Annotated in this window: 27 protein-coding genes; 18 read left to right on the forward strand and 9 right to left on the reverse strand. The window is 72.5% G+C overall.

The annotated features are described in order from the left end of the window. Positions 1-83: 83 nt before the first annotated feature. Positions 84-326, reverse strand: a complete 243-nt coding sequence (locus tag IDM40_RS11320; protein WP_193121915.1) for a putative acetyltransferase — start codon at positions 324-326, stop codon at positions 84-86. Positions 327-504: 178 nt separating this feature from the next. Here IDM40_RS11320 and fdxA point away from each other — a divergent pair, with 178 nt between their 5' ends. From fdxA to IDM40_RS11335, 3 genes are all read left to right on the forward strand, one after another. Next, on the forward strand, positions 505-822 hold the full coding sequence (gene fdxA, locus IDM40_RS11325; protein ID WP_193121916.1) for a ferredoxin: 318 nt from the start codon (positions 505-507) through the stop codon (positions 820-822). 199 nt (positions 823-1021) lie between these two features. After that, on the forward strand, positions 1022-2128 hold the full coding sequence (gene dapC, locus IDM40_RS11330; protein WP_193121917.1) for a succinyldiaminopimelate transaminase: 1107 nt from the start codon (positions 1022-1024) through the stop codon (positions 2126-2128). 51 nt (positions 2129-2179) lie between these two features. Continuing rightward, positions 2180-3346, forward strand: a complete 1167-nt coding sequence (locus tag IDM40_RS11335) for a macrolide family glycosyltransferase (protein ID WP_193121918.1) — start codon at positions 2180-2182, stop codon at positions 3344-3346. Positions 3347-3390: 44 nt separating this feature from the next. On the opposite strand, the gene IDM40_RS11340 is transcribed toward IDM40_RS11335, so the two are convergent. Then, positions 3391-4260, reverse strand: coding sequence for a hypothetical protein (locus IDM40_RS11340; RefSeq protein WP_193121919.1), 870 nt, complete (start codon positions 4258-4260; stop codon positions 3391-3393). Between the two features lie 202 nt (positions 4261-4462). Between IDM40_RS11340 and IDM40_RS11345 the strand changes: the two genes are divergently transcribed. The 7 genes from IDM40_RS11345 to IDM40_RS11375 all read left to right on the forward strand — a co-directional run bounded on the left by IDM40_RS11345 (position 4463) and on the right by IDM40_RS11375 (position 10661). Continuing rightward, complete coding sequence (locus tag IDM40_RS11345; RefSeq protein ID WP_193121920.1) at positions 4463-5299, forward strand: 2,3,4,5-tetrahydropyridine-2,6-dicarboxylate N-succinyltransferase; 837 nt, start codon at positions 4463-4465, stop codon at positions 5297-5299. Between the two features lie 136 nt (positions 5300-5435). Continuing rightward, on the forward strand, positions 5436-6500 hold the full coding sequence (gene dapE, locus IDM40_RS11350; protein ID WP_193121921.1) for a succinyl-diaminopimelate desuccinylase: 1065 nt from the start codon (positions 5436-5438) through the stop codon (positions 6498-6500). Between the two features lie 99 nt (positions 6501-6599). Beyond that, entirely contained in the window at positions 6600-7382 is a 783-nt protein-coding gene (locus IDM40_RS11355) for an LOG family protein (protein ID WP_193121922.1), read from the forward strand. Positions 7383-7436: 54 nt separating this feature from the next. Beyond that, entirely contained in the window at positions 7437-7931 is a 495-nt protein-coding gene (locus IDM40_RS11360) for a hypothetical protein (protein ID WP_193121923.1), read from the forward strand. 181 nt (positions 7932-8112) lie between these two features. Then, positions 8113-8709 carry a hypothetical protein gene (locus IDM40_RS11365; RefSeq protein WP_193121924.1) on the forward strand — a complete coding sequence of 199 codons (597 nt, stop codon included), beginning with the start codon at positions 8113-8115 and terminating at the stop codon, positions 8707-8709. Between the two features lie 231 nt (positions 8710-8940). Next, positions 8941-9108 carry a DUF3117 domain-containing protein gene (locus IDM40_RS11370; RefSeq protein ID WP_017613641.1) on the forward strand — a complete coding sequence of 56 codons (168 nt, stop codon included), beginning with the start codon at positions 8941-8943 and terminating at the stop codon, positions 9106-9108. A 77-nt stretch (positions 9109-9185) separates the two neighbouring features. Further along, complete coding sequence (locus IDM40_RS11375; RefSeq protein WP_193121925.1) at positions 9186-10661, forward strand: leucyl aminopeptidase; 1476 nt, start codon at positions 9186-9188, stop codon at positions 10659-10661. Positions 10662-10729: 68 nt separating this feature from the next. Here IDM40_RS11375 and IDM40_RS11380 read toward each other — a convergent pair whose 3' ends face one another. Continuing rightward, positions 10730-11740, reverse strand: coding sequence for a GNAT family N-acetyltransferase (locus IDM40_RS11380; protein ID WP_193121926.1), 1011 nt, complete (start codon positions 11738-11740; stop codon positions 10730-10732). Positions 11741-11919: 179 nt separating this feature from the next. Further along, positions 11920-12555 carry an O-methyltransferase gene (locus IDM40_RS11385; protein WP_407939960.1) on the reverse strand — a complete coding sequence of 212 codons (636 nt, stop codon included), beginning with the start codon at positions 12553-12555 and terminating at the stop codon, positions 11920-11922. 276 nt (positions 12556-12831) lie between these two features. On the opposite strand from IDM40_RS11385, the gene sigE reads away from it, so the two are divergent. The 4 genes from sigE to IDM40_RS11405 all read left to right on the forward strand — a co-directional run bounded on the left by sigE (position 12832) and on the right by IDM40_RS11405 (position 16734). Beyond that, entirely contained in the window at positions 12832-13452 is a 621-nt protein-coding gene (gene sigE, locus IDM40_RS11390; RefSeq protein WP_193121927.1) for an RNA polymerase sigma factor SigE, read from the forward strand. Next, positions 13449-14162 carry an anti-sigma factor family protein gene (locus IDM40_RS11395; protein ID WP_193121928.1) on the forward strand — a complete coding sequence of 238 codons (714 nt, stop codon included), beginning with the start codon at positions 13449-13451 and terminating at the stop codon, positions 14160-14162. The genes sigE and IDM40_RS11395 overlap by 4 nt, the downstream gene beginning before the upstream one ends. Beyond that, positions 14159-15223, forward strand: a complete 1065-nt coding sequence (locus tag IDM40_RS11400) for a LolA-like protein (protein ID WP_193121929.1) — start codon at positions 14159-14161, stop codon at positions 15221-15223. Before IDM40_RS11395 ends, IDM40_RS11400 begins: the two co-directional genes overlap by 4 nt. 461 nt (positions 15224-15684) lie before the next feature. Beyond that, positions 15685-16734, forward strand: a complete 1050-nt coding sequence (locus IDM40_RS11405) for a S1C family serine protease (protein ID WP_193122003.1) — start codon at positions 15685-15687, stop codon at positions 16732-16734. Between the two features lie 82 nt (positions 16735-16816). On the opposite strand, the gene IDM40_RS11410 is transcribed toward IDM40_RS11405, so the two are convergent. Further along, positions 16817-17956 (reverse strand): Mrp/NBP35 family ATP-binding protein, encoded by a 1140-nt coding sequence (locus IDM40_RS11410; RefSeq protein ID WP_193121930.1) that lies wholly within the window; start codon positions 17954-17956, stop codon positions 16817-16819. Positions 17957-18373: 417 nt separating this feature from the next. Here IDM40_RS11410 and IDM40_RS11415 point away from each other — a divergent pair, with 417 nt between their 5' ends. After that, a complete protein-coding gene (locus IDM40_RS11415; protein ID WP_193121931.1) occupies positions 18374-19375 on the forward strand; it encodes a CPBP family intramembrane glutamic endopeptidase in 1002 nt (333 codons plus the stop codon). Here IDM40_RS11415 and IDM40_RS11420 read toward each other — a convergent pair. Beyond that, the gene (locus tag IDM40_RS11420; protein ID WP_193121932.1) at positions 19365-19823 is read right to left on the reverse strand and encodes a hypothetical protein; all 459 of its coding nucleotides are present in this window, start codon (positions 19821-19823) and stop codon (positions 19365-19367) included. The two genes, IDM40_RS11415 and IDM40_RS11420, sit on opposite strands and share 11 nt — an antisense overlap. Beyond that, the gene (locus IDM40_RS11425) at positions 19820-20347 is read right to left on the reverse strand and encodes a GtrA family protein (RefSeq protein ID WP_328806993.1); all 528 of its coding nucleotides are present in this window, start codon (positions 20345-20347) and stop codon (positions 19820-19822) included. Before IDM40_RS11425 ends, IDM40_RS11420 begins: the two co-directional genes overlap by 4 nt. A 221-nt stretch (positions 20348-20568) precedes the next feature. Here IDM40_RS11425 and IDM40_RS11430 point away from each other — a divergent pair, with 221 nt between their 5' ends. Both IDM40_RS11430 and purE read left to right on the forward strand, forming a co-directional pair. Further along, on the forward strand, positions 20569-21726 hold the full coding sequence (locus tag IDM40_RS11430; protein ID WP_193121933.1) for a 5-(carboxyamino)imidazole ribonucleotide synthase: 1158 nt from the start codon (positions 20569-20571) through the stop codon (positions 21724-21726). After that, complete coding sequence (gene purE / locus IDM40_RS11435; RefSeq protein WP_328806994.1) at positions 21723-22259, forward strand: 5-(carboxyamino)imidazole ribonucleotide mutase; 537 nt, start codon at positions 21723-21725, stop codon at positions 22257-22259. Before IDM40_RS11430 ends, purE begins: the two co-directional genes overlap by 4 nt. A 76-nt stretch (positions 22260-22335) precedes the next feature. Here purE and IDM40_RS11440 read toward each other — a convergent pair whose 3' ends face one another. Both IDM40_RS11440 and IDM40_RS11445 read right to left on the reverse strand, forming a co-directional pair. Then, positions 22336-23052 carry a TNT domain-containing protein gene (locus tag IDM40_RS11440; protein WP_193121934.1) on the reverse strand — a complete coding sequence of 239 codons (717 nt, stop codon included), beginning with the start codon at positions 23050-23052 and terminating at the stop codon, positions 22336-22338. 96 nt (positions 23053-23148) lie between these two features. Next, positions 23149-23724 carry a TetR/AcrR family transcriptional regulator gene (locus IDM40_RS11445; protein ID WP_193121935.1) on the reverse strand — a complete coding sequence of 192 codons (576 nt, stop codon included), beginning with the start codon at positions 23722-23724 and terminating at the stop codon, positions 23149-23151. A gap of 71 nt (positions 23725-23795) precedes the next feature. On the opposite strand from IDM40_RS11445, the gene IDM40_RS11450 reads away from it, so the two are divergent. Next, entirely contained in the window at positions 23796-25346 is a 1551-nt protein-coding gene (locus tag IDM40_RS11450; RefSeq protein ID WP_193121936.1) for an MFS transporter, read from the forward strand. The last annotated feature ends 39 nt before the right edge of the window (positions 25347-25385 follow it).

Consider the following 25385-nt stretch of genomic DNA (forward strand, 5'->3'; position numbering starts at 1 on the left):
TGGACGCCCGGGACGGTGAGCAGGGGCCCGCCCTCGGGACTGAGGCTCTCCTACCCCGCTGGGGCAGGAAGAATGCCTGAGGGTCAGGGGCTTCCCCGGCGTTTCGGGGGCGTGCGCGGGACGATCCGGCTGGCCGCGATCGTCTCCTCCGCGACCTCGGCCACGGAGTCGTCCCGGCGCCGGAGTGTGAGGGTTCCCCGATCCCAGGACTCCACCACACCGACGATATCGGTGAAGCCCCCGTCGGGCAGGCGGATACGTACAGAGACCCGCTCCCCGACGTCGTCGGGGCCGATCCGGTGGACGAGCCGTCCGGAGAAGTGCATGTAACGCGCCCCCGATTGTGCTTCGAGTATTCTCCGAAGCCATACTAGGAGTACGACATCTGTGCCAATCGCTTACGGACCCCGGCAGGGGTGGCGCCCGCAAGCCGCCCCGACGTTCCGGTGATCCGAAGGTCCCCGCCTCCCCCGTGGGATTGCGGGGGGAGACAAGGAGTACGACGTGACCTACGTCATCGCGCAGCCCTGTGTTGATGTACTGGACAAGGCGTGCATTGACGAGTGCCCCGTGGACTGCATCTACGAGGGCGAGCGCATGCTCTATATCCACCCGGACGAGTGCGTTGACTGCGGTGCGTGCGAGCCCGTTTGCCCGGTCGAGGCCATCTACTACGAGGACGACCTCCCCGACCAGTGGTCGGACTTCTACAAGGCGAACGTCGATTTCTTCGACGACCTGGGCTCCCCGGGCGGGGCCTCGAAGGTCGGCAAGATCGACACCGACCACCCGATCGTCGCGAAGCTGCCTCCGCAGGCCTAGAGCCCGCGGCGGCAGAACCGAGGGCGGGCGGTCCGCGAGGGCCGTCCGCTCGGGACACCCCTATGGCGCAGAGGATGTCCCGAGCACGTCACAGCACGTGTGTCGCGCCGGCCCCCTCGACGGGGGTCGGCGCGACTCTTGTTCTTGCCCTGTGCCCCGGCCGCAGAGGCCGGACCGGAACCGGATGGAGTGATCAGCGATGGGTGAGCGGCGACCGTTGGCGGACCGGCTCCCGACCTTCCCCTGGGACCGCCTGGCCCCGTACAAGCGCACCGCGGCCGCCCACGCCGGCGGTCTCGTCGACCTGTCCGTGGGCACCCCGGTCGACCCGGTGCCCGAGACGCTCCAGCGGGCGCTCGCCGACGCCGCGGACTCGCCCGGGTACCCGCAGACCTGGGGCACCCCGGAGCTGCGCGCGTCCATCGAGGGCTGGCTGTCCCGCCGCCACGGTGTGACGGTGGCCGAGGGTGCGGTGCTGCCCACCATCGGCTCCAAGGAGACGGTCGCCTGGCTGCCCACCCTCCTGGGGCTGGGCGAGGGCGACACCGTCGTCCACCCCGAGCTGGCCTACCCGACCTACGACGTGGGTGTGCGCCTGTCCGGGGCCACCCCGGTCGCCGCCGACGGCCTCGCCTCCCTGGGCCCGGCCCCGGTGTCGATGGTGTGGGTCAACTCCCCGAGCAACCCGACCGGGCGTGTGCTCGGCGTCGACCACCTGCGCAAGGTCGTGCAGTGGGCCCGCGAGCGCGGCGTGATCGTCGCCTCCGACGAGTGCTACCTCGACCTGGGCTGGGACGGCACCGAGCCGGTCTCGATCCTGCACCCGGACGTGTGCGGCGACTCGCACGAGAACCTGCTCGCCCTGCACTCGCTCTCCAAGCGCTCCAACCTGGCCGGGTACCGGGCCGCGTTCCTGACCGGCGACCCCGCGCTGGTCAAGGAGCTGCTGGAGGTGCGCAAGCACTCCGGCATGATCGTGCCCGCCCCCGTCCAGGCCGCGATGAAGGCCGCCCTGGACGACGACGCCCACGCCGCGGAGCAGAAGGAGCGCTACCGGGCCCGCCGCACGCGCCTGCGTTCGGCGTTCGAGGGCGCGGGCTGGAAGGTCGAGCACTCCGAGGCCGGCCTGTACCTCTGGGCGAGCCACCCCGACCTGGACGCCTGGGGCGCGGTCGAGCACCTGGCCGAGCGCGGCATCATCGTGGCGCCCGGCGACTTCTACGGGCGTGCCGGGTCCGGCCACGTGCGGGTCGCCTTCACCGCCACCGACGAGCGTGTCGCCGAGGCCGCCGCCCGCCTGGCCTGAACCGGCCCCCGTTCCCGTGTGTCCGCCGGCCCCGCGAAGTAGGTTCGGTCCATGGCCGACCTCCTCTTCCTGGGGCCGCTGGGCGCCGGACACGTCAACCCGACCCTGGGCATCGCGGCGGAGCTGGTCGCCCGCGGGCACCGGGTGCGTTACGCCGCTCCCCGTCCCTTCGCCGACCGCATCGCCGCGACCGGGGCGGAGTACGTTCCGGTCACCTCCACCTGGGAGGGCTCCGACGAGGGTGTTCCGCAGATGCACGGGCGCGAGCTGGTGCGTGCGATGGGCCTGCTGCTGGAGGAGACCCGCGCCGCGGTCGACCAGCTCGACGGCCTGGCCCCGCCCGATCTGGTCGTGCACGACGGCACGCTCGTCTGGTGGGGGAGGATCCTCGCCCACCGCTGGGGTGTGCCCTCGGTGGAGACCTGGCCGAACTTCGTGGGCAACCGGCACTGGTCGATGAAGTCCTACGTCCGCCTCAACCCGCTCAGCCCGGCCCTGTGGCGGGTGCTGTTGCGCACCGGCCGGTACGTGCGCGCGCAGGGGATGACCGACGTCGGCGCCTTCTTCCAGGGAACGGACGCCGCCGAACGCCTGGTGACGCTGCCCCGGGCCTTCCAGCCGGCGGGGGAGACCTTCACCGGCCACCGTTTTGTCGGCCCCGTGCTGAGCGGGCGCGCGTTCGAGGACACCTGGGAACCGCCGGAGGGCGCCGGCCCGGTCGTGCTCGTCTCGCTCGGCACCGCCTACAACGACCGCCCCGACCTCTACCGTGCGGTTCTGGACTCCGCCGCCGGCCGCCCCTGGCACGTGGTCATGGCGGTCGGGGAGGCCGTCCCCGCGACCCTGGGGGAGGTCCCGCCCAACGTCGAGGTCCACGCGCAGGTGCCCCAGCTCGCGGTGCTCCGCCATGCTCACGTCTTCGTCACCCACGCCGGCATGGGCGGGACGATGGAGGGCCTCGCCCACGGTGTGCCCCTGGTCGCGCTCCCTCAGATGGCGGAGCAGCGCGCCAACGCCGACCGGATCGCCGAGCTCGGCCTGGGCCGCCACCTCGACACCGAAGGCCTCACCGCCGACGCCCTGTGGACCGCCGTGGAGGAGACCGCCGCCGACCCGCACGTGCGCGAGCGGGTGGCGTGGATGCGCGGGGAGATCGACGCCGCGGGCGGGGCACCGGCCGCGGCCGACGCCGTCGAAGGGGTGCTCGGCCGGGGCTGAACCCGCGCCGCGGCCCGTTCACCCGGCCCGTGGAAGCCGACCGGTCAGTTCAGGGTGATCTGGCCGCCGGTGTCCGAGCCGTCGCCCTCCCAGGCCTCGGCGCCGTCGATCCCGTCCGAGGCGGTCCACCGGTGGCCGTCGTAGGTCACCGTGGTCAGCCCGTACTCCTCGGCGTGCGTGACCGCCCACAGCGCCATCGCCCACCCGAGGTCCCCGGTCGCGGGGTCGTGGTCGGCGGGCAGGGCGTCGGGTGCGGAACCGAAGACCCGCACCATCTCCTCGTGCGCGCCCTCGGGGTCGGCCTCCGCCGCCTCCAGGTCCGCCAACCGCTGCTCGTCGTACCAGCAGGTGACCGCCGGGCCGTCGGCGCCGCCGAAGGCCGCGGCCATCTGCTCGGAGAGCTGCTCGTGCTGGTCGTAGGCCCACCCGTCGGCGCTGCGCTGCACCTGCTGAGCGGCCTCGTACACCGGGATGCCCTGCCAGCCCTCGATGTCGGCCAACGCGTCGTAGAAGGCCCGGCTCGAGAAGACCGGGTCGAGGATCTCGTCGGCGTCGCCCCACTCCTGAGACGGGCGCTGCTGGAACAGGCCCACCGAGTCGCGGTCGCCGTACTCCACGTTGTGGAAGGTCGACTCCTGCCACACCGTCGCGTACGCCACGGTCACGGCCTCCGGCGGCAGGTCCCGGCTGAAGGCGACACCGCCCACGGTCGCGGCGTTGGCGGCCTGTGAGACCCGCATGTCGTAGGAGCCCTCGGACAGGTCCAGGCGGCAGCCCGGCTCCGGCTCCTCGGTGTCCAACGGCTCGACCGTGGTCAGCACGTAGTAACCCCCGGCGACGAGCAGGCCGCACACGAGGGTGACGCTGAACAGGATCTTGACGAAGGCGGAGAATCTACGGCGCTTACTGGGCACGGACGCCCCAAGGGGTCGGGAGCAGGACGGTGCGGCCTGCTCCGCACGTTCGGGGGGCCGGGCGGGCCGCGCGGCGCACGCGGCGCCGGCCCCGCATTCTAGTCGGCACCGCCGGGCCGTCGAGGAAACCCGGGGCACTGTGGGCTTTTCCGTGCCCGGGGGTGTGGCCCGCCACTCGGGGGAGTCCGTTAACGTGTGGCACATGACCAGCTCGTACACCAGCCCGCTGCCCGACCGGATCGATGAGCTCTGGGAGCAGCGCCCCGAACTCACCCCCGGCCACACCGAAGCCCGTGAGATCATCACCGGCGCGATCGACATGATCGACGAGGGCAAGGCCCGCGTCGCCTTCGTCGACCCCTCCACCGACGAGGTCGTCGTCGACGAGCGCGCCAAGCGTTCCATCCTGCTCGGCTTCAAGGTCCTGGACATGAAGGAGTCGCAGGTCGGCGACTTCTACCACCACGACCGCGTGCCTCTGAAGACCCGCTTCGACGGCGTGCGCGTGGTGCCCGGCGCCATCGCCCGCTGGGGCGCCTTCCTGGCCCCCGGCGTCGTCCTCATGCCGTCCTTCACCAACATCGGCGCCCACGTCGGCTCCGGCACCATGGTCGACACCTGGGCGACCGTCGGTTCCTGCGCCCAGGTCGGCGAGAACGTGCACCTGTCCGGTGGCGTGGGCGTCGGCGGCGTGCTCGAGCCCCCGCAGGCCTCGCCGGTGATCATCGAGGACGAGGCCTTCCTCGGTTCCCGCAGCATGGTCGTCGAGGGCGCCCGCGTGCGCACCGGCGCCAAGCTCGGTGCCGGCACGATCCTCACCTCCTCCACGCGCGTCTTCGACGCCGAGACCGGTGAAGAGCTCCCCCGCGGCGAGGCCCCGGCCTGGTCGGTCTGCGTGACCGCCAACCGGAACAAGAGCTTCCCCGGCGGCGAGTTCGGCATGCCGGTGCTGCTGGTGCTCAAGCGCCTCGAGAAGGGCCAGGAGCACGACAAGCTCGCCCTGAACAACCTTCTGCGCGAGCACGGCGTCAACGCCTGACGCACCGCAGGACCCCGGTGCGGCCGGTCCGCACCACCGACGGGGCATCCCTTCGCCGAGCGTGAGGGGGTGCCCCGTCGTCCTATCGTGGTCGGCGAGCCACGACACCAGACCCTCAACGAAAGCGGGCGCGAGCATGCTGGACCTGACCTCCGACGCGGTGGACCTCACCGGAGCCCTCGTCGACGTGCGTTCGGAGAGCGGGGACGAGCGCGCCCTCGCCGACCTGATCGAGGCCCGGCTCCGGGAGCTGGACCACCTCACCGTGCACCGGGACGGCGACGCCCTCGTGGCCCGCACCGACCTGGGCCGCGACCGCCGGGTCGTGGTCGCCGGCCACATCGACACCGTGCCCATCGTCGACAACGTGCCCTCCCGTGTGGAGGACGGCCGCCTCTACGGGTGCGGCTCCTCCGACATGAAGGCGGGCGTGGCGGTGCAGCTGCGCCTCGCGCAGGAGGTCACCGAGCCCGTCCACGATGTCACCTACGTCTTCTACGACAACGAGGAGGTCGACGCCTCCCGCAACGGGCTCCTGCGCCTGTCGCGCAACCACCCGGAGTGGCTGGCGGGCGACTTCGCGATCCTCATGGAGCCCACCGACGGCATGATCGAGGGCGGCTGCCAGGGGACGATGCGCGTCGAGGTCGCCGCGTACGGCAAGCGTGCCCACAGCGCGCGTTCCTGGAAGGGCGAGAACGCGATCCACAAGGCGGGGGAGATCCTCGACCGCCTGCGCGCCTACACGCCCCGGAACCCCGTCGTCGAGGCGCTCCAGTTCCACGAGGGGCTCAACGCCGTCTCCGTGCAGGGCGGTGTCGCCGGCAACGTGATCCCCGACGAGTGCGTGGTCTCGGTGAACTACCGCTTCGCGCCCGACCTGTCGGTGGAGGAGGCCGAGGCCCACCTGCGCGAGGTCTTCGACGGTTTCGAGGTCACCGTCGTCGACGCCGCCGCGCCCGCCCGGCCCGGGCTGGACGACCCCTCCGCGGCCGCCTTCGTCGAGGCCGTCGGTGAGGGCCGGGCCCGCGCCAAGCTCGGCTGGACCGACGTCTCCCTGTTCTCCGGCCTGGGCGTGCCCGCCGTCAACTACGGTCCCGGCGACCCCATGCTCGCCCACACCCGGGACGAGTACGCCGAGACCGCCAAGATCGCCGACGCCGAGGCCCGCATGCTCGCCTGGCTCCGGGGTGCCGTCTGAGCGGGGCCACGCGCAGTGAGGGGCCCGTGCGGATCGTGTTGCCGCAGGATTCACCCGAGTGCAGGGTGTGACCGGCCCGGTGCCGGATAGCTTTGGCCCATGACGGAAGAAGAACACATTCGCCGAGCGGGTCCGCTCACCTACCGCGGCAGCGCGATCCCCACGACCACGACCGACCAGCGCCTCCTCGACCGCAGGGGGCCGACCGACTGGGTGCACACCGACCCGTGGCGGGTCCTGCGCATCCAGTCGGAGTTCGTGGAGGGTTTCGGCCTGCTGTCGGAGCTCCCCTCGGCGGTGAGCGTGTTCGGCTCGGCACGCATCGAGCCGGGCACGCGCTACTACAACCTGGGCGTCGAGGTGGGACGCAAGCTCGCCGAGGCCGGCTACGCGACCATCACCGGCGGCGGACCGGGGATGATGGAGGCCGCGAACAAGGGCGCCCAGGAGGGCGGCGGGCGCTCGGTCGGGCTCGGCATCGAGCTGCCGTTCGAGCAGTCCCTCAACCCCTACGTCGACGTGGGGATGACCTTCCGCTACTTCTTCGTGCGCAAGACGATGTTCGTCAAGTACGCGCAGGCGTTCGTCGTGCTGCCGGGCGGCTTCGGAACCCTCGACGAACTCTTCGAGGCGATCACGCTCGTGCAGACGAAGAAGGTCACCCGTTTCCCCGTCGTGCTGGTCGGCTCCGACTTCTGGAGCGGCCTGCGCGAGTGGATCGAGGGCGCCCTGCTGGCGAACGGCCTCATCAAGCCCGACGACATGGAACTCGTGCAGCAGGTCGACGACCCCGGCGAGGCCGTCGAGCTCATCCAGCGTGTGCACAAGGACATCGAGCGGATGCACGACCGCATCGAGCGGGAACAGGCGCAGGGCTCCTGATCCGGCCGCTGCCGCCCGCCCTACGGACGGGGCGGTTGTGGCACGATCGGTGCCGTGCCTGTCTTCATCATGATCCTGATCGGGTTGGCCGCGCTCGCCGTGCTGGTCGGCGTCGTCTACGTCGTGCTCGGCAAGGGCGGCCAGCTCGCCCGGTACGAGGCGGACTTCCCCCCGCTCGACCTCCCCGAGGACCGCCCCGTGCGCGCCTCCGAGCTCAGCCGCCTGATGGTCCCGCTGTCGCTGTGGGGGTACCACGTGCGCGCGGTCGACGAGCTCCTGGTGCGCCTGACCGGGACGCTCAAGGAACGCGAGGAGCGCATCGCCGACCTCGAGTGGCGCCTGTCCCGCCTCGACCCCTCCTACGAACCCGAGGGCACCGGACCCGACGCCGGCGCGCGCCTGCCCGGGTACCCGGAGGAGAGCGCCCAGGACGGTTCTGCCGAGCCCGAAACCTCCCCCGAGGGTGAGACCGCCGACACTGCGTCCGGGTCCGGCCCCGAGGCGCAGGAGGCCTCGGCGGGCGGCGGGAGCCGGGGCACCGGGGCCTGATCGGAGCGCTGCGCCGGGCCTCCGCACGGTGTTCCGGTATGTCGTGCATCACACGTAACCCGCCGTTCGACGGTGATTCGAGGGTGATGCGCCGTGAACGTGTGCTCTATTCTCGGTCGCTGTACATGCGTCTCCCCGCCCCGGACCGCGGGTGGGGACCCTGTCGGTGAGGATGGCGAGGATGGACACAGCAGCCGAACTCGAACCGGGCTCCGACGGCGGGCGCGGTGCGGACGCTCCCGCCTCGCCCGTGCGCCAGATGTCGCTCTGGCCGCCGCCGCGTTCGACCCGGCACAGCGGCCGTCGCCGCCGCAAGGCCACCGTCGCCGCCGTGGTGCTGGTGCTCCTGCTGCTGCTCGGCGCGGGCGGTTACGCCCTCTGGGCGTTCGTCCTGGACGACGACGGCGCGGCACCCACCGCCGACGGCGAGGTGCCCGTGACCGACTTCGAGGGTTCCTGGTCGGGCCGGATGGCCCAGGTCGACACCGACGGCGAGTCCGTCGCCGAGTGGGACGCCCAGGTACGTATCGAGGAGGGGGCCGAGCGCGGCAGCACCGCCTGGACCACCTTCACCTGTTCCGGCACGCTCGAACTGAGCGCCCGCGAGGGCGACCGGTTGGTCTACGCCTACACCGAGACCTCCGACCCCCAGGACCGCTGCGTCGACGAGTCGGAGCTGACGGTCCGCCCCGACGGTGACGGCGGGCTCGACGCCGAGTGGGCCTCGGTCACCGACGGCGGCACCCGCATGGTCTCCACCGGAACCCTCGAGCAATAGCCCGTTGCGGAAGGGCGGACGACTTCCGTCTCCCCGGTTTCGGTCAGTGCCGATATAACCTTGAGGATCGACGATTCTTCGTTGGTGGGGCGCCCGTGGTGGCGGTCCGGCTGTCGTCCGGCGCACATCCGGGGATCAACGTCCGAGATAATGGTCGAAGAGTGATTCACGTCCCTCGGGTCACGAGGGCGTGGGTGCTCACCCGCGAGGAACACCAGAAAGGGGTATGGCATGGCGGCCATGAAGCCGAGGACCAGTGACGGGCCTATGGAGGTCACCAAGGAGGGTCGCGGCATCATCATGCGCGTCCCGCTCGAGGGCGGAGGCCGCCTGGTCGTCGAGCTCACGCCCGACGAGGCCAACCAGCTCCGCGACGAGCTCAAGGGCGTCGTCGGCTGACCCGGCGCACGCGCATCCCCCGAAACCCCCGAGGTACGCACACCTCCCGACCCTGAGTGAACGATTGTGAGCGGCCTGTGCCATTCGCCACGGAGATCAGCCCGGTACCGGGCACTCTCGCCGAATCCCCCGCGGACCTGCTGGTCCTGCCCGTGTCGAAGGAGGACGGCTCCCCCTCCGGGACCGTCGACGGCGGTCTCACCGCGGTCCTCCCGGCGCCGCTCACCGATCTGATCGAGCACTACGCGCTCACCGGCGCTGCCGGCGAGCTCTCCCAGTTCCCGGTCCGGCGCGAGGCCGGACTGGCCCGTCTGGCACTTCTGGGGGTCGGCTCGGGCACGCCCGACGACCTCCGGAAGGCCGGGGCCGCGATCGCACGCGCGGCCCGCGGCAAGGAACGTGTGGCGCTGGCGTGGCCGGAACTCTCCCCCGAGTCCGCCACGGCCTTCGCCGAGGGTGCCCTGCTGGCGTCCTACACCTTCACCCTCAAGTCCGCCGAGACACCCGAGAGCCGGCGCCCGGCGCCCGCGATCGACCTCGTGGGCGACGCCTCCGCCGACGCCGTCGAGCGCGGGACCCGCCTGGCCGCGGCCACGGCCCTGGCGCGCGACCTCATCAACACGCCCTCGCGCACCAAGACCCCCGAGTGGATGGCCGAGCGCGCCGGCGAGGTCGCACGCGACGGCGGACTGACGGTGCGGGTGTGGGACGAGGAGGAGCTGCGTGACGCCGGGTTCGGCGCCATCCTCGGTGTCGGGCAGGGCTCCGCGCGCCCGCCGCGCCTGGTCGAGCTCTCCTACGTGCCCGAGAACCCCACCGCGCACGTGGCGCTGGTCGGCAAGGGCATCACGTTCGACACCGGCGGCCTGTCGCTGAAGCCGAACGACAACATGAAGCTCATGAAGACCGACATGAGCGGTTCGGCGATCGTCCTGGGCGTGCTCTCGGCGCTGCGGGCGGTGGGCAGCGGTGTGCGGGTGACCGGCCTGCTCGCCCTCGCGGAGAACTCCTTCTCCGGTGACGCCACCCGCATCGGCGACGTGCTGACCACCTACACCGGGCAGACCGTCGAGGTGCTCAACAGCGACGCCGAGGGCCGCCTCGTCCTGGCCGACGCCATGGGGTACGCGACCACCGAGCTCGGGCCGGACCTCGTCGTGGACGTGGCCACCCTGACCGGCGCGGCCAAGCTCGCCCTGGGCACCGGCACCGGCGCGCTCTACAGCACCGACGACACCCTGGCCGCCGAGCTCGAGCAGGCGTCGCAGGACTCCGGCGAGCCGCTCTGGCGCATGCCGCTGACCGAGGAGTACGCGGAGACCACACGGTCCCGGGTGGCCGACCTGGCCAACATCGGCACCAGGGGCACCGATTTCGGTCCGGCCGGCGCGACCGACGCCGCGCTCTTCCTGCGCGAGTTCACCGGCGGGCTGCCCTGGGCCCACCTGGACATCGCCGGGCCCGGCCGTTCCATGAAGGAGTCCGGTCTGCTCAGCAAGGGCGGGACCGCCTTCACCACCCGTACGCTGCTGCGCTGGCTCGCCGCCAAGTAGCCGCGCCCCTGCTGCGAACCTTCGGGCGCCCCGTCGGCACACGCCGGCGGGGCGTCCGTGTGCGCGGGTCAGGCCGAGGGCGCGGCGCCCCGGAGCGCGATGCCCCGCTCGACCGGGCGGAACCCCAGCTCGGTGACGGCCTCCCCGGCCTCGGTCTCCTGCGGGGCGGCCCACGTACGCACCCGGCTGCGCTCGGGGTACAGGCGGGCCAGCTCCGTCAGGGTGCGCAGCCACATCCGGCTGCCGACACCGCGGTCCCGGTACTCGGGCAGCACGCACATCCCGGACCGGTCGGCGGACTCGTCGCCGGGGAGCAGCACGAGCTCGCACAGGCCCACCACGGTGCCGTCGGCGTCGACCGCGGCGGAGGCCAGGAAACCCACCCCGTCCTCGGCCCGGGCCGCGTCGGCCGCGTACGCCTGCGCGAGGTAGTCCTCCACCGTGAACGCGCGGCCCGCGTCCCCGTCCAGGGTCCGGCGCAGGCGTGCGCAGGACTCCGCGTACTCCTCGGGGCAGACGTCGACCCACCCGGTGATCTCGGGGCCGTCGTCGCCAGTCGGGCGGGTGCGCTCCTTCAACAGGGCCTCGACCGCGCCCGGCAGCGGCAGGTCCAGCACGTAGAGGTCCTGGGTGCGCACCGGTTCGAACCCGTGGGCGCGCGCGAAGGCACCCCCGGGTGTGGAGTCCAGGTCCGCGCCGGGTGCGGCGGAGACCTCGCCCTCCAGGGAGGTACGGCCCAGCTCGGCGGCGACCGTCCCGGCCGCGCGCAGCAGGGCGGTGCCGTGGCCGCGCCGCCGCGATCCCGGCAGGACGCCGATGTCGGCCTCGATCGAGTCGGACCCGCTCTCGTCGCACTCCACGAGCAACGCGCCCACGGCGGTGCCGTCCTCCTCGGAGACCAGGCCCAGCGCGTGGATTCCGGGTTCCTCGCCGGCCAGGAGCCCGCGCATCTCCTCCAGCGGCGGGAGGGGGTCCTCCTCACCGAAGTCCAGGGCGCGGCTCAGGACCTCGAACCAGGCGGTCAGCGAGGCCTCGTCGCTCGGGTCCACACGCCGGATCCGGGTGGGCTCTGCACTCATCGGGGGCCTTCCGTTCAGGGAGTCGGTCGGGGATCGGCCCGTAACCTAGCGGACCCGACCGCCGCCCCGCGGGGTTTTCGGGAACCCGGTCCGCCCCGGTTCTCCGGGGCCCGCCCACAGGGGGGTCCGCGTGGTCTCCTGTGCCCCGATCCGCCCCGGTTCCCCCGGGTCCCGCGGGGTCAGGAACGGATCGCCGCGAGCAGCCCCGAACCCACCGGGAGCAGGAGCGCGATCAGGCTCTCGTCCTCGCGCACCATCCGGATCACCTCGCGCACCGCCGTCTCGCCCGGGTCGGGTGCGCGCAGCGGGCCGTCGGGTTCGGGGGATCCCGCCATCGCGTTGTGGAAGACCACCAGGCCGTTCGGGCGCAGCAGCCGCCGGGCCTCGTCCAGGTAGAAGGGGTAGGAGAGGGCGTCCGCGTCGATCAGCACCAGGTCGTAACCGCCGTCGGTGAGCCGCGGCAGCACCTCGTGGGCCGAGCCGCGGATGAGCCGGGCCCGCCCCGCACCCGCGCCGGCGCGCGAGAACAGCCCGCGGGCGAACTCCTGGTGGGCCCCGTTGGCGTCGACCGTGGTGAGGATCCCCTCCGGGGGCATCCCGCGCAGCAGCCACAGGCCCGAGGCCCCGCAACCGGTCCCGACCTCCACGACCGAACGCGCGCGGGTGGCCGCGGCCAGAAAACGCAGGGCCGCCCCGGCCGTGGTGTCCATCGGGGTGGCCCCCGTCCGGGCGCCGGCCTCGTAGGCCTCGGCGATCACCGGGTCCTCCAGGGCGTCCTGTTCGAACCTCGACTGCTCGGTCCTGGCCCAGCTCATGTGGATCGGGCTCTCCTCCGGCGCTGTGATGACGGCCTCCCACTGGGGCGGTGCGGTGTCGGTCCAGGGCTCTGACCAGGGAGAGGTCACTCACCGTAGGATGAAGATGGCCGCCAGGTCACGTCCCCGGCAAAAGACTAGCCTGAACCGGTGCGAACTCCGAGCGTGGCAGCGGGAACTTATCGGGCGTCCCTGAGCGTTGAAACGGGATGAACGTACGTTGATCGCCACGAATGCCTACTCCCCCGACCTGCGCCCTCGCCGCCGGTCGACCCGATGAAGGGAGCAGCGGTGCCCGAGACCGGTCCTGCCGTGGACTTCGAGCCATGGGAGCCCCCGAGCTGGGACGAGGTGGTCCGAGACCACTCGCCGCGCGTCTACCGGTTGGCCTACCGCCTCACCGGTAACAAGCACGACGCGGAGGACCTCACGCAGGACGTCTTCATCCGCGTCTTCCGCTCCCTGGCCAACTACACCCCCGGGACCTTCGAGGGCTGGCTCCACCGCATCACGACCAACCTCTTCCTCGACGGCGCGCGCCGCAAGGCCCGCATCCGGTTCGAGGGGTTGGCCGAGAACGCCGACGAACGCCTGGAGGGGCGCGAACCCTCGCCGGCCCAGCGTTACCACGACCGCCACTTCGACGCCGACGTGCAGGGCGCGCTGGACGCGCTGCCCGCCGAGTTCCGCGCCCCGGTCGTGCTCTGCGACATCGAGGGGCTCTCCTACGAGGAGATCGCGGCCACGCTCGGGGTCAAGCTCGGAACGGTCCGCAGCCGCATCCACCGAGGCCGCGCACAGCTGCGCCGCGCCCTGGAGCACCGGCGTTCCCTGGCCGCTCAGGCCGAGCGCGAGCACGAAGGGGCGAACGCGAGCAACGGGGAGGCGCAGCAGTGAGCAGCGAGCACCTGGGGGAGCGCCTGTCCGCGCTCGTCGACGGTGAGCTCGGGCCCGCCGAGCACGAGAGCGCGCTCATCCACCTGGCCAAGTGCGAGGCCTGCCGCTTCGAGGCCGACATGACCCGGCGGCTCAAGCGCCGCCTCCACGGGTTGGGCGAACCCGAACCCGACCTCGACTTCATGGGGCGCCTGTCCTCCCTCGACGGCCGCCCCGGAGGGGACGGCCCCGGCCCTTTCGATCCCCCCTTCGGCGGGGGCGGCGGGTTCGGCTCCAGCCCGCCCCTGGGCTCCTCCCGGCCGATCGGCGGTTTCCCCGGGGGACCCGGCGGCCTGGGCGGCGAACCGCTCGCGGCGAGCGCCCAGGAGACCGCCGGACCGGCGACGGCCGCACCCGGCGCCCCGAACCCGGGCACGGCGACACAGGAGGACCGGGGCGGCAGTGACCGGGGCGGGTCCGAGCTCCTCTCCCAGCTGCTGAACCCGTTCGCCGGAAGCAGGTACGCCGTCGCCGGCGCCGCCGTGGTCACCGCGCTGCTCGGCACCGCATTCGTGGCCGGGGGCGAGGCCGAGGACACCCCTGTCGTGGAACCCCGCCTCGCCGACTACGCCGTGGAGCACGCCGTCACCAGCCGCCACATCCCCGTCGAGACCTCGCCGGAGGGCTACGAGCCGCCGCCCGGGGCCGGGGTGGAGCAGGCGGGCCGTTGAGCACGGAGGACCCCTCCTCCGGTGCACGCCGCCCCGCCGTCGCGGTCCTGTTCGTCCTCACCGGCCTGTGCGCACTGCTGCTCACGTCCGCCGTGCACCCCCGGGCCCACGAGGTCCCCGCCGGGGGAGACGACGACGGGATGCCCGTGCTGCGCGCCGCCGCCGAGGCCGAGGGGGAGACACCCTACGCCGCCGTCCGCCAGGTCACCGGACCCGACGGACGGCCCTACGGCCTGCGTGTGGTCAACCGGCCCGACGAGGGTCTGGTGCTCGCGCCGGTCGGTTCCGAGGACGAGCCCTTCGTCGTGGAGGCCTCGCAGGCACTGGAATCGCTCGACGACCGCCTGTTGCAGATGCTGCGCGACACCTACCGCGTGGCCGATGCCGGCCACACCGACCTCGGCGGCCGACCGGCCCGACTCGTGGAGGCCGAGCGTGCCGACGGAACCGTGGCCGGACGTTTCTGGGTCGACGGCGACAGCGGCCTGCTCGTGGCCCGCACCATCTACGACCAGGCCGGGGACCCCGCGCTGTCCTCCAACCTGACCCAACTGGAGCTCGGCGAGGGGGAGTGGCCCGACCGCGCCGAGACCGGCGAACCGTGGGGAGAGGCGCTGGACGCGCAGGAACGCGGTGACCTGCGCTCGGAGGGCTGGAAGGTCGACGAGCACCTCACCTGGAACCTGCGCCTGGTCGACGCGCGCGCCACCGAGCACGAGGGCCACAAGGTCGTGCACGCGGTCTACTCCGACGGTCTGTCCCAGATCTCCCTGTTCGTGCAACGTGGGAAGCTGGGGCCGGGTCATGCCTCGTCCCCCTCCGGCGGATATGTCGGAACCGAAGAGGGGGGAACGGGCATCTCACCCGAACATGACACGATCTTCGGCGGCGACGTCGGCCAGTACCAGAGCATGTGGCAGGCGGACGGGTTCGTCTTCACCGTCCTGGCCGATGCCCCGGCCGGGCTCGCGGGCTCGGCGGTGACGGCGCTCCCGTCACCCGAGGGCTCGGGCTTCTGGGCCCGGGTCGAGCGGGGCCTGTCCCGCCTCGGTCCCCTCTGACCGCAGAGCCGCGAAGAACCCCTGACCCCAACGCCATGCCCTCCGGCAGCGGAGAACCCATGAACCACACCCCGCCCCAGGGTCCGGGAGACCGTCCCGGACACCACCCGCCCTCCGGAACCGGATCCCAACCCTCCTTCGGGCCTCCGCAACCCCCGGCCGGTGCCCCGGAACCGCAGCAGCAGTGGCACCGACCCGACCCCCACCAGGGCGGGGCTCCGCAACCGGGCCGGCCCGGCCCCGGACCGCACCAGGGGCCGGCGCAGGGCCCCGGACCGCAGCAACCGGGCACACCCGCGGACGGGCAGCCCCCGGTCGGCCCCGGCGTCGCGCCCACCGCCGGGATGCCTGCCGGTGCGGGCGGCCAACCGCCGCACGGACCCGGCCCCCAGGCGCAGAACGAGAGCGGGGGAGGCCCCCGCAAGCGCCGGGGGATCCCCGCGTGGCTCGCGCTCTCGGGCATGCTCGTCGTCGCGCTCATCGCCGGCGGCGCCGGTGGGCTCGCCGGGACCGTGCTGAACCCCGGTGGAGGCGGCGCCGAGGAGGACGAGTCCCAGTCCTCGCACATGAACGAGCCCCCGCCCGAGGCGCCCGAGCGCGACCCCGACACCATCGCGGGTGTGGCGCAGCGGGTCAGCCCCAGCGTCGTGCACATCATGAGCGCCGACCCGAGCATCCCCCACACCGGTTCCGGTTTCGTGATCGAGGGCGACTACGTCGTCACCAACCACCACGTCGCCGAACCGATGGAGGAGGGCATCCACATCGAGTACAGCGACGGCAGCACCTCCGAGGCCACTGTCGTGGGTACCGAACCCGAGTACGACCTGGCGGTGCTCTCCCTGGAGGACCCGCACGACGTCGAACCGCTGGAGTTCGGCAACTCCGAGGAGGCCATCGTCGGCGACGAGGTCATCGCCATCGGTGCTCCGCTGGGCCTGGCGGGCACGGTCACCCAGGGCATCATCAGCGCCCTGGACCGTCCGGTGGGCTCGGAGGAGGGCGGCAGCCAGTTCTACGCCATCCAGACCGACGCGGCGATCAACCCGGGCAACTCCGGCGGCCCGCTCGTGGACGTGCAGGGCCGGGTCATCGGAGTGAACTCGATGATCGTGACGATGAACGACGTGATGGGCGAACCGCAGGGCAACATCGGCCTCGGGTTCGCGGTGCCCTCCGCCGACGCCGAGGGCGTCGTCTCGTCCCTGGTGGAGAACGGCGGGGAGGCCGAGTCCGAGTACGCCGACCTCGGGGTGGCCATCGACACCGAGAGCCCCATCGCCGGCGCGGTCATCGACGAGGACGGTGTGGACTCCGGCGGACCGGCCGACGAGGCGGGCCTGGAACCCGGCGACGTTCTCGTGGAGTTCGACGGCCGCCGCATCAACTCCGGCCAGGAGCTCATGGCGATGCTCCGCGACTTCGCACCGGGGGACGAGGTCGAGGTCGACTACGAACGCGACGGCGACAACGACTCCACCACGGTCACGCTGGGCTCGTCGCAGGACTGACCCGGCCCCGGACACGAGACGCCCGCGCACACTCGTCGGTGTGCGCGGGCGTCACGTCGCGGATGTGTGGTGTGCGGGTCGGTCAGCGGCCGGCCGGGGAGATCCCCAGCTGCATGCCGGCCAGCCCACGGGGCTTGCCGACCAGGTTCTCGGCCATACCGGAGATGATCTTGCTGGCCTCGTTGTCGGGGTCGCTCAGGACCAGCGGCTCGCCGGCGTCGCTGCCCTCGCGCAGGCGGGTCTCCAGCGGCACCTGGCCCAGGAGCGGGATCTCGGTGCCGAGCGTCTTGGTGAGTGCGTCGGCCACGGTCTGCCCGCCGCCCTCACCGAACAGGTGCAGCTTCTCGCCGCCGTCCGGCGGGAGGAAGTAGGACATGTTCTCGATGACGCCGGAGATGCGCTGGTGCGTCTGCGCGGTGATCGCGCCGGCGCGCTCGGCGACCTCGGCGGCGGCCTGCTGCGGCGTGGTGACCACGATCAGCTCGGCGTTGGGCAGGAGCTGCGCCACGGAGATGGCGATGTCGCCGGTGCCCGGGGGCAGGTCCATGAGCAGGACGTCCAGGTCACCCCAGTAGACGTCGGACAGGAACTGCTGGAGCGCGCGGTGCAGCATCGGTCCGCGCCACACGACGGGCTGGTTGCCCTGCGTGAACATCCCGACCGAGATGACCTTGATGTCGTGCGCGCTCGGGGGGAGGATCATGTCCTCGACCTTGGTCGGGAAGTCCGACGCACCGAGCATGGTGGGCACGGAGTGGCCGTAGATGTCGGCGTCGACCACACCGACCTTGTGGCCCTGGGCGGCCATCGAGGCGGCGAGGTTCACGGTCACCGAGGACTTGCCGACGCCGCCCTTTCCGGAGGCGATGGCGTAGACCTTGGTCAGCGAGTTCGGCTTGGCGAAGGGGATCTCCTTCTCCGCCTGTCCGCCGCGCAGCTTGGTCTGCAGCTCCTTGCGCTGCTCGTCGCTCATGACGTCGAGCTCGACGGTCACGTGGCGGACACCCTCGACGGTGCGCACGGCCTCCGAGACGTCGTTCTCGATACGCCCCTTCATCGGGCAACCGGCCACCGTGAGGTAGATCCCCACGTGCACGGCACCGTCGTCGGCGACGTCGACGCTCTTGACCATGCCCAGGTCGGTGATGGGTCGGTGGATCTCCGGGTCTTGCACCGTGGCCAGGGCCTTGTGCACCTGCTCGGTGGATGGTGTGGAGGACATGTACTCAATCGTAGGTCAGCGGGACGAGGACTCGGCCTGTGCACAAGCCACGCACGGACCACTCGGTACAACGGGTCCGGGGCGCGACCCTATTCCGTGCCGGGTGTGTCCGGAAGGCCCGGCACGGGCGGTTTCGCGGCGCCGGATGCTCGGCGCAGGCGCGGGATAACGGCGCGGTCTTAACGCAGGCAATACATGGCCGGATAGTAGTCTCAGCGCACGATGGGAAATGTGCCGCCACCGCCCGGTTCGTCCTGGCCCGCCGCCCCCGAGGGGACCGAAGGGCCTGCCGACGGGCGGTATCCACAGGATCAGGACTGGGCCGGACCGCCCGGTGGTGGCAGGCTGACCCCTCCCGGGGGACACCCCCAGGTCGACGCGGACTCGGGGGTATGGGCTTGGCCACCTCCGCGCCCCGTGCGCACCAGCGTCTTCGCGACCGCGGAGATCCCGTCCGGTGAGTCCTACCACACACTGGCCCGTACGACACGTTCGCGCTGGTGGACGACGCCGCTGACGCTGCTCGTCTTCGCCGTGCTCCTGTCCGTCCTGTGGATGGGCATGGCCCTGGCGATCACCATCGTCTCGGTCATCGGCGGCAGCGGGCTCACCCCGGAATCGGTGAGCGTCGGCGCGATCGCCACGCTCGCGTTCGGGCTGGCCTCGACCGCCCTGCTCATACCGATCGTGTTCTTCCTCGTCCGCGTGGTGCAGTGGCGCCGCTTCGGATCGCTCATGTCGGTCGAGGGCCGGCTCCGGTGGCCCTGGCTGGGCCGCTGCCTGGTGCTCGCCGTGGGGCCCGTGGCGCTGTGCCTGCTCCTGTCGTGGGCGCTCTCCGACACCCTCGTGGCCGGGACCGCGCCCGAGGCCGTGTCGTCGGTCGCGGTGTCCGGGACCGGGATGTTCCTGGGCGCGCTGCTGGTCATCGTGCTCGTGGTGCCCTTCCAGGCCGCCGCCGAGGAGATGACCCTGCGCGGCATGGTCATGCAGCTCATGGGGTCGCTCGTACCGAAGGACAGCACCGGTGCCACCGCGCGTGTGCTGCGTTCGCCCTGGCCCGGGATCCTGGCCGCCGGAACCCTGTTCGCCTGCCTCTACGCGGCGGGCCACCCCGGCAACGTGTGGACCACCGCGGCCCTCGTCGTGCTGGGCATGGCGATGGCCTGGCTGACCTGGCGGACCGGCGGTCTGGAGGCCGCCATCGGGTTGCACCTGGTCAACAGCCTCGTGCAGTACTCGCTCGTGGTCTACGACGGGCGCATCGACGAGATCGGGACGGGCGCCGTGGTCGGCGCTGGTCTGCCCGCCGGCGCGGGGACCCCCTTCGGGCTGCTGCTCACCGTGCTGCAGGTCGGACTGTTCGCCCTGGTGGTCGTGGCCTCCGCGAACCGCCGGGGTGTGCGCCGCGTCAGTCCCTGAGGTCGTCGGACCCGCCGAGATCCTCGCCCACGTCGGTGTACAGGAGCTCGGCGAGGGAAGCGAGCACCGCCATCACGAGCAACGACACCGCGAGCCAGTAACCGGCAAGGTCGGGCCCGGGGGAGAGCGCCTTCAGCGCGGACTGGTGGTGCACGAGCAGGGCGGTCGCCGAGACGGTCGACAACAACCCGGCCAGCACGACCAGGACCGACGGCCGCCACAGGCCCGCCAGCCCCAGCGCCGACGCGCAGACCACCAGTGCGGCCACAGCGACCGGTCCCGGGGCCGGGGTTCCGGTCGGTGCCGCCGCGAGGACCTCGAACCCGGTCATGTGGGCGGGGGAGGGGTGCGTGCCCGCGAGCGCGTGGAACGGCAGGGCCAGGCAGGCCAGCGCCGCCGCGGGGGCCAGGGCGCGAACCAGCGGGAGCGCGCGTGGAGGGCGGCTCACACGGTCCTCCGGGCGGCGTCGCCGGGGTGCGTCGCGGTGGGGTCCTCGGGCGCAGGGCCCTGCGGGGTCGGCGCAGTGCCGGGTTCCTGCGGCTGTTCGGGGAAGACCCACGTGCGGTACGAGAAGAAGCGGAACAGGGTCCCGAGCCCGACCCCCACGACGTTGCCCGCGATGTTCTGCGCGAGGGGCCCGTCCAGGCCCAGCACGTACAGCGAGAAGGCCTGGCACCCCAACTGGATGAGCATGCCGACGCCGTTCATCGCCAGGAACAGCACCGTCTCGCGCCCGTAGCCCGTGCGTGCGCGCGAGCCGAAGGTCCAGAACCGGTTCCCGACGAACGCCACCGCGATGGAGCAGACGGTGCCGATGACCTGGCCGGCCATCACCGGGAGGTCGGTCAGCGCCCACAGCAGGTTGGTCACGCCCAGCTGCACCACGTAGGCCATCGCGCCCACGGATCCGAACCGGGCGATCTCCCCGGCCAGTTTCGCCAGCCGGGGACGGCGTTCCAGGAATGCGCGCACGGGGCCTCCGCTCGCTCGTACAGGGGGTCGGCCGACGGTACCCGCGCCCCCAGTGCCGTGGCCACTTCGGACCCCCACCCTGCCACGCCCTAGACTTTCTCTCGGGGGAACCGCTGTTGACCCCGGCCGCGGGTTCCGAGCCCTGCACCGGAGGGCCAGGTACCGCCGTGCGCGTGCGGAACCGTCCCGTCACCGCGGCGTCGAGCATGAACTGAGGAACTGTGAGCGAGCACAACCGCACCGTCCCCCGCGTCGGCATGGTGGGCGGGGGCCAACTCTCCCGCATGACCCATCAGGCCGGCATCGGCCTGGGCGTGCACTTCTCGGTCCTGGCGGCCGACCCGGCCGACAGCGCCGCCCTGGTCTGCGGGGACGTCGCCCTGGGCGACGACCGCGGCCTCGACGACGTCCTGGCCTTCGCCAAGGACCGCGACGTGGTGACCTTCGACCACGAGCACGTGCCCGAACCCGTCCTGCGTGCGGTCGAGGAGGCCGGCGGTCTGCTGCGCCCGGGCCGCGACGCCCTGCGTTTCGCACAGGACAAGCTCCGCATGCGCACCCGCATGAGCGAGCTGGGCGCCCCGTCGCCCCGGTGGCGCGCCGTCACCACCCTCGACCACGTGTCCTCCTTCGCCGAGGAGGCCGGGTGGCCGGTGGTGCTCAAGGCCGCGCGCGGGGGTTACGACGGCAAGGGCGTCTGGGTCGTCGGAGGGCCCGAGGAGGCACGTGAGGTCGTGGACCGGGCGGCCGCCGAGGAGGTGCCGCTCCTGGTCGAGGAGAAGGTCGCCTTCTCCCGCGAGCTCGCCGTCCAGGTCGCGCGTTCCCCGCACGGGCAGGTCGCCGTCTACCCGGTCGTGGAGACCGTGCAGCGCGGCGGGATCTGCCACGAGGTGATCGCCCCCGCCCCGGGTCTGGCCGAGGAGAAGGCCACCCGCGCGCAGGAACTGGCCATCGAGATCGCCCACGCCCTCGAGGTCACCGGTGTGCTGGCCGTGGAGCTGTTCGAGACCGCCGACGGGGTGGTCGTCAACGAGCTCGCGATGCGCCCGCACAACTCCGGCCACTGGAGCATCGAGGGCGCGCGCACGTCCCAGTTCGAACAGCACCTGCGGGCCGTCCTGGACCTTCCGCTGGGTTCGCCCCGCACCAACGCCCCCTTCACCGTCATGGCCAACCTGCTGGGCGGTGAGGACCCCGACGTCTACAGCCGCTACCTGCACGTGATGGCCAAGGACCCCGAGGTGAAGGTGCACTTCTACGGCAAGGACGTGCGTCCGGGCCGCAAGATCGGGCACGTCACGGTGGCGGGCGACGACCACCGGGACCTCCTGGACCGTGCCCGCGACGCCGCCGCCTACCTGCGAGGAGACCAGCAGTGACCGCCGAGGACCAGCCCCGTGTGGGCATCGTGATGGGGTCGGACTCCGACTGGCCGGTGATGCGCGAGGCCGCCGACGCCCTGCGCGAGTTCGACGTCCCCTTCGAGGCCGACGTCGTCTCGGCGCACCGGATGCCGCACGAGATGATCTCCTACGGGAGCGAGGCCGCCGGGCGCGGGCTGAGCGCGATCATCGCCGGTGCCGGGGGCGCCGCCCACCTGCCCGGGATGCTCGCGTCGGTGACCACGCTCCCGGTGATCGGGGTGCCCGTCCCGCTCAAGCACCTGGACGGGATGGACTCGCTGCTCTCGATCGTGCAGATGCCCGCGGGCGTGCCGGTGGCCACGGTCGCGGTCGGGGCCGCCCGCAACGCCGGCCTGCTGGCGGTGCGGATGCTGGCCGCCCAGGACCCGGAACTGACCGAGCGCATGGCCCGGTACCAGGAGGAGCTCAAGTCGCAGGCCCACGCCAAGGGCGAGCGGCTGCGGCGCGAGGTCGCCGACGGCCAGAAGACGACCGGCTTCGGATTCTGACCTTCCCCACGACGCACCACGGGCCCGGGGCGCGGCGGATTCAAGCGCTCGCCCCGGGCCCGACGTGTGTCCGGGGTCAGAACCGCACGCGCTGGGCCTGCTCCACGCACAGTTCGGCAGGGCGTTCCCGCACGTAATCGGCGTGCATGAGCTGGGCGGCGGAGGCGTGGGTGTCGGCCTCCACCCCCGGCAGGCCGTCGGCCGGGACGAGGATCTGTTCGCCGCCCCCGGGCTGCTCGAAGTGGGGCGCGATCGGGCCGGTGAGGGCTTCGAAGCCGGTGGTGACCTCGTAGCACGAGTAGTTGTGCTCGTTGCCCTGCGGCCAGGTGTTGAGGGAGTCCGGCGGCAGGGCCCGCTCCTCGAACGGTGCCCCGGCGGGCGCGAGGAACGTGCCGTGCGGTGATCCGAAGCGGTCGAGCAGGTCGCCCTCCTCCAGGTCGACCGGTTCGGTGACCGGCTCTCCGTCCTCGACCGCGAACCCGTCGTGTGGCGGGTAGTCCCAGGTGTCGCCGGAGCTGCGCCAGGTCTCCAGGAACTCCCTCGGGGACAGGGAACCGAAGGGTTCGTAGCCGCTGGTGAGCTGGGCGACGGGGCCGTCCTCGGGCAATTCGGCCGGGCCGAGCCGCGGGTCGCCGCACACGTACCGTTCCAGGTCCTCGGCGGAGGGCGGGGACGCCGGCACGGGGCAGTCGACGGGGGCGGGGCCGGGCGCGGCGTCGGCGTGCACCGGGGCCGCGGCCCCCACCAGGAGCGCGGCGCACACGGCCGGAGGTCGGAGGGCGGAGAGCTTCACGTGTGTTTCCTTCTCGGCTGGTCATCGTGTTCGGTCAATGACCGAGAGTAGCCGAGCGGGGTCGGTTCCGCCGGGGTTCCGAGGTGCCCCCGGGGCTCAGGCGGGCCGGGGGCGCACGAGCAGGTGGAGGCCCTCGACGGCCTGGTCGACGGTCGGCAGGCCCTCGGGGTCGACCAGGTACTGGAGGACGTATCCGGAGACGACGTTGTAGACCATCGAACCCAGGCCCGCCGCGGTGGCGTCGTCGACGTCGTCGGGGGTGGTGTCCAGCAACAGGGCGGCCATCTCCCGGCGTGCGCGCACGATGCCCTCACGCAGGGGGCAGCCGATGTCGTCGTCGAACTGGGCCTGGGTGAACGCCTGGACGCTGGCCACCATGAGGTCCCGGTTCTCGGGCAGGGTCGCGAAGAGCGTGCGGAGCAGGACGTGCACGCGCTGGTCCGGACTCTCGGTGCGTGAGGTCTCCAGGGCGCGTTCGAACACGTCGCCCCACTCGCCGGTCGCCTCGATCACCGCGGTGTTCAGCAGCTTGTCCTTCGACCCGAAGTGGTAACCGATGGACGCCAGGTGCGCACCGGAGGCGGCGGCGATGTCGCGCGCGGTCGTCCTGCCGTATCCCTTCTCCACCAGGCACTGCTTGGCGCCGGCGAGCAGGTCCTCACGTTGACTCATGGGCCCACCGTAACAGTCTTGAACGTACGTACATATTGACGGTCGATTTTGACGGACGTACGATCAAAATCATGAACACGGAACCCCGGAACCGTGCCGGTCCCCGAACGTGGGCTGGCGCCGTCCTCCTGCTCCTGCCCGCGCTGCTCGTCTCCATGGACATCTCGGTGCTCTTCGTCGCCGCACCGGCCGTGGTCGAGGACCTCGACCCCACCGCCACCCAGTGGCTGTGGATGATGGACGTCTACGGCTTCGTCCTGGCGGGGCTGCTCATCACCATGGGCGCGCTCGGCGACCGCATCGGCCGCCGTCGCCTGCTGCTCGTCGGCGCCCTCGCCTTCGGCGCCGCCTCGGCCCTGCTCGCCGCCGCACCCTCCCCGGAGCTCTTCATCACCGGACGGGTCCTGCTCGGCGTCGGCGCCGCGACCCTGGCCCCGTCCACGCTGTCCCTGCTCCGTGCGATGTTCACCGACCCAGCCCAGCGCCGCACCGCCGTGGGCATGTGGACCGTCGCCTTCGCCGGGGGAGCGGTGATCGGCCCCGTCATCGGCGGGGTGCTCCTGGAGTTCTTCTGGTGGGGCTCGGTCTTCCTCATCAACCTGCCGGTCATGGCCGTGCTCCTGGCCGCCGGCCCCTTCCTGCTGCCGGAGTACCGGGGCACGGAACGCTCCGCCTTCGACCTGCCCGGGGCGGCGGCCTCGCTCGTGGCCGTCATCGGCCTGGTCCAGGCGGCCAAGCGGTTCGTCGAGTACGGTGCCGACGTCCCCGGCCTGGCCGCGCTCGCGGTCGGGGCCGCGGCCCTGGCGCTGTTCGTCCTGCGCCAGCGCCGCACCCGGCACCCGCTCGTCGACCTGACGCTGTTCACCCGGCCCGCCTTCGGGGCGTCGGTGCTCGGCAACACCGCGGTGTCCTTCGCCGTGGCCGGGCTCGGGCTCCTCACCTTCACGTTCCTGCAGGTCGTGCACGGCCTGAGCCCGCTCTTCGCCGCCCTGTACGCCCTGCCCACCGTGCTCGGGACCGTCGCCGGCGCGACCCTCGCCGGGGTCCTCGCCGACCGGGTACGCCCCGCGGTGCTGCTGCCCGCCGGGCTGCTCGTGGGGGCGGGCGGGTTCGGGATCGTCGCCGCCGTCGGGGCCGAGACCCACCTCGCGGTCTTCGTCGGCGGCTACACCGTCGTGACCCTGGGCATCGGGGCCGTGGCCACCCTGGCCAACACCCTGATCCTGGCCACCGCCCCGCCCGAGCGCGCCGGGGCCGCGGCCGGGGTCTCCGAGACCAGCACCGAACTCGGGGCGGCCCTGGGTATCGCCACGCTGGGCACCGTGGCGAGCTCCGTCTACCGCAGCACCATGGCCGACGCCGCCCCCGACGCGGGCACGGCCGCCACCGAGACCGTCGCCGGCGCCGCTTCCGCCGCCGCGCACCTGCCGCCGCACGAGGCCGCGGCCCTGCTGTCCGCCGCCTTCGAGGCCTATACCGAGGGTGTGGGCACCGCCGCCGCGACCGGTGCCGGGGCGCTCCTGGCCATCGCCCTCGTGGCGGCCGCGTCCCTGCGGCGCCTGCCCGCGGGCACCCGGAACGAACCCGCGGACCGGGACCCGGGCGCGCCCACGCGGGTGTGAGCGCACGACGGAGGGCCGGGCCCGACCGCGGTGGTCGGA

Source organism: Nocardiopsis coralli, assembly GCF_014892575.1.
In the GTDB taxonomy this organism is placed as follows: domain Bacteria; phylum Actinomycetota; class Actinomycetes; order Streptosporangiales; family Streptosporangiaceae; genus Nocardiopsis; species Nocardiopsis coralli.

Excerpts from the sequence above, each read along its gene's own strand:
- IDM40_RS11445 (WP_193121935.1), bottom strand. The coding sequence starts at position 23,724 with ATGAGTCAACGTGAGGACCTGCTCGCCGGCGCCAAGCAGTGCCTGGTG.
- IDM40_RS11370 (WP_017613641.1), top strand. The coding sequence starts at position 8,941 with ATGGCGGCCATGAAGCCGAGGACCAGTGACGGGCCTATGGAGGTCACC.
- dapE (WP_193121921.1), top strand. The coding sequence starts at position 5,436 with ATGCTGGACCTGACCTCCGACGCGGTGGACCTCACCGGAGCCCTCGTC.
- IDM40_RS11380 (WP_193121926.1), bottom strand. The coding sequence starts at position 11,740 with ATGAGTGCAGAGCCCACCCGGATCCGGCGTGTGGACCCGAGCGACGAG.
- IDM40_RS11365 (WP_193121924.1), top strand. The coding sequence starts at position 8,113 with ATGGACACAGCAGCCGAACTCGAACCGGGCTCCGACGGCGGGCGCGGT.
- IDM40_RS11450 (WP_193121936.1), top strand. The coding sequence starts at position 23,796 with ATGAACACGGAACCCCGGAACCGTGCCGGTCCCCGAACGTGGGCTGGC.
- IDM40_RS11405 (WP_193122003.1), top strand. The coding sequence starts at position 15,685 with ATGCTCGTCGTCGCGCTCATCGCCGGCGGCGCCGGTGGGCTCGCCGGG.
- dapC (WP_193121917.1), top strand. The coding sequence starts at position 1,022 with ATGGGTGAGCGGCGACCGTTGGCGGACCGGCTCCCGACCTTCCCCTGG.
- sigE (WP_193121927.1), top strand. The coding sequence starts at position 12,832 with ATGAAGGGAGCAGCGGTGCCCGAGACCGGTCCTGCCGTGGACTTCGAG.
- IDM40_RS11345 (WP_193121920.1), top strand. The coding sequence starts at position 4,463 with ATGACCAGCTCGTACACCAGCCCGCTGCCCGACCGGATCGATGAGCTC.
- IDM40_RS11410 (WP_193121930.1), bottom strand. The coding sequence starts at position 17,956 with ATGTCCTCCACACCATCCACCGAGCAGGTGCACAAGGCCCTGGCCACG.
- IDM40_RS11355 (WP_193121922.1), top strand. The coding sequence starts at position 6,600 with ATGACGGAAGAAGAACACATTCGCCGAGCGGGTCCGCTCACCTACCGC.
- IDM40_RS11320 (WP_193121915.1), bottom strand. The coding sequence starts at position 326 with ATGCACTTCTCCGGACGGCTCGTCCACCGGATCGGCCCCGACGACGTC.
- IDM40_RS11385 (WP_407939960.1), bottom strand. The coding sequence starts at position 12,555 with ATGAGCTGGGCCAGGACCGAGCAGTCGAGGTTCGAACAGGACGCCCTG.
- IDM40_RS11335 (WP_193121918.1), top strand. The coding sequence starts at position 2,180 with ATGGCCGACCTCCTCTTCCTGGGGCCGCTGGGCGCCGGACACGTCAAC.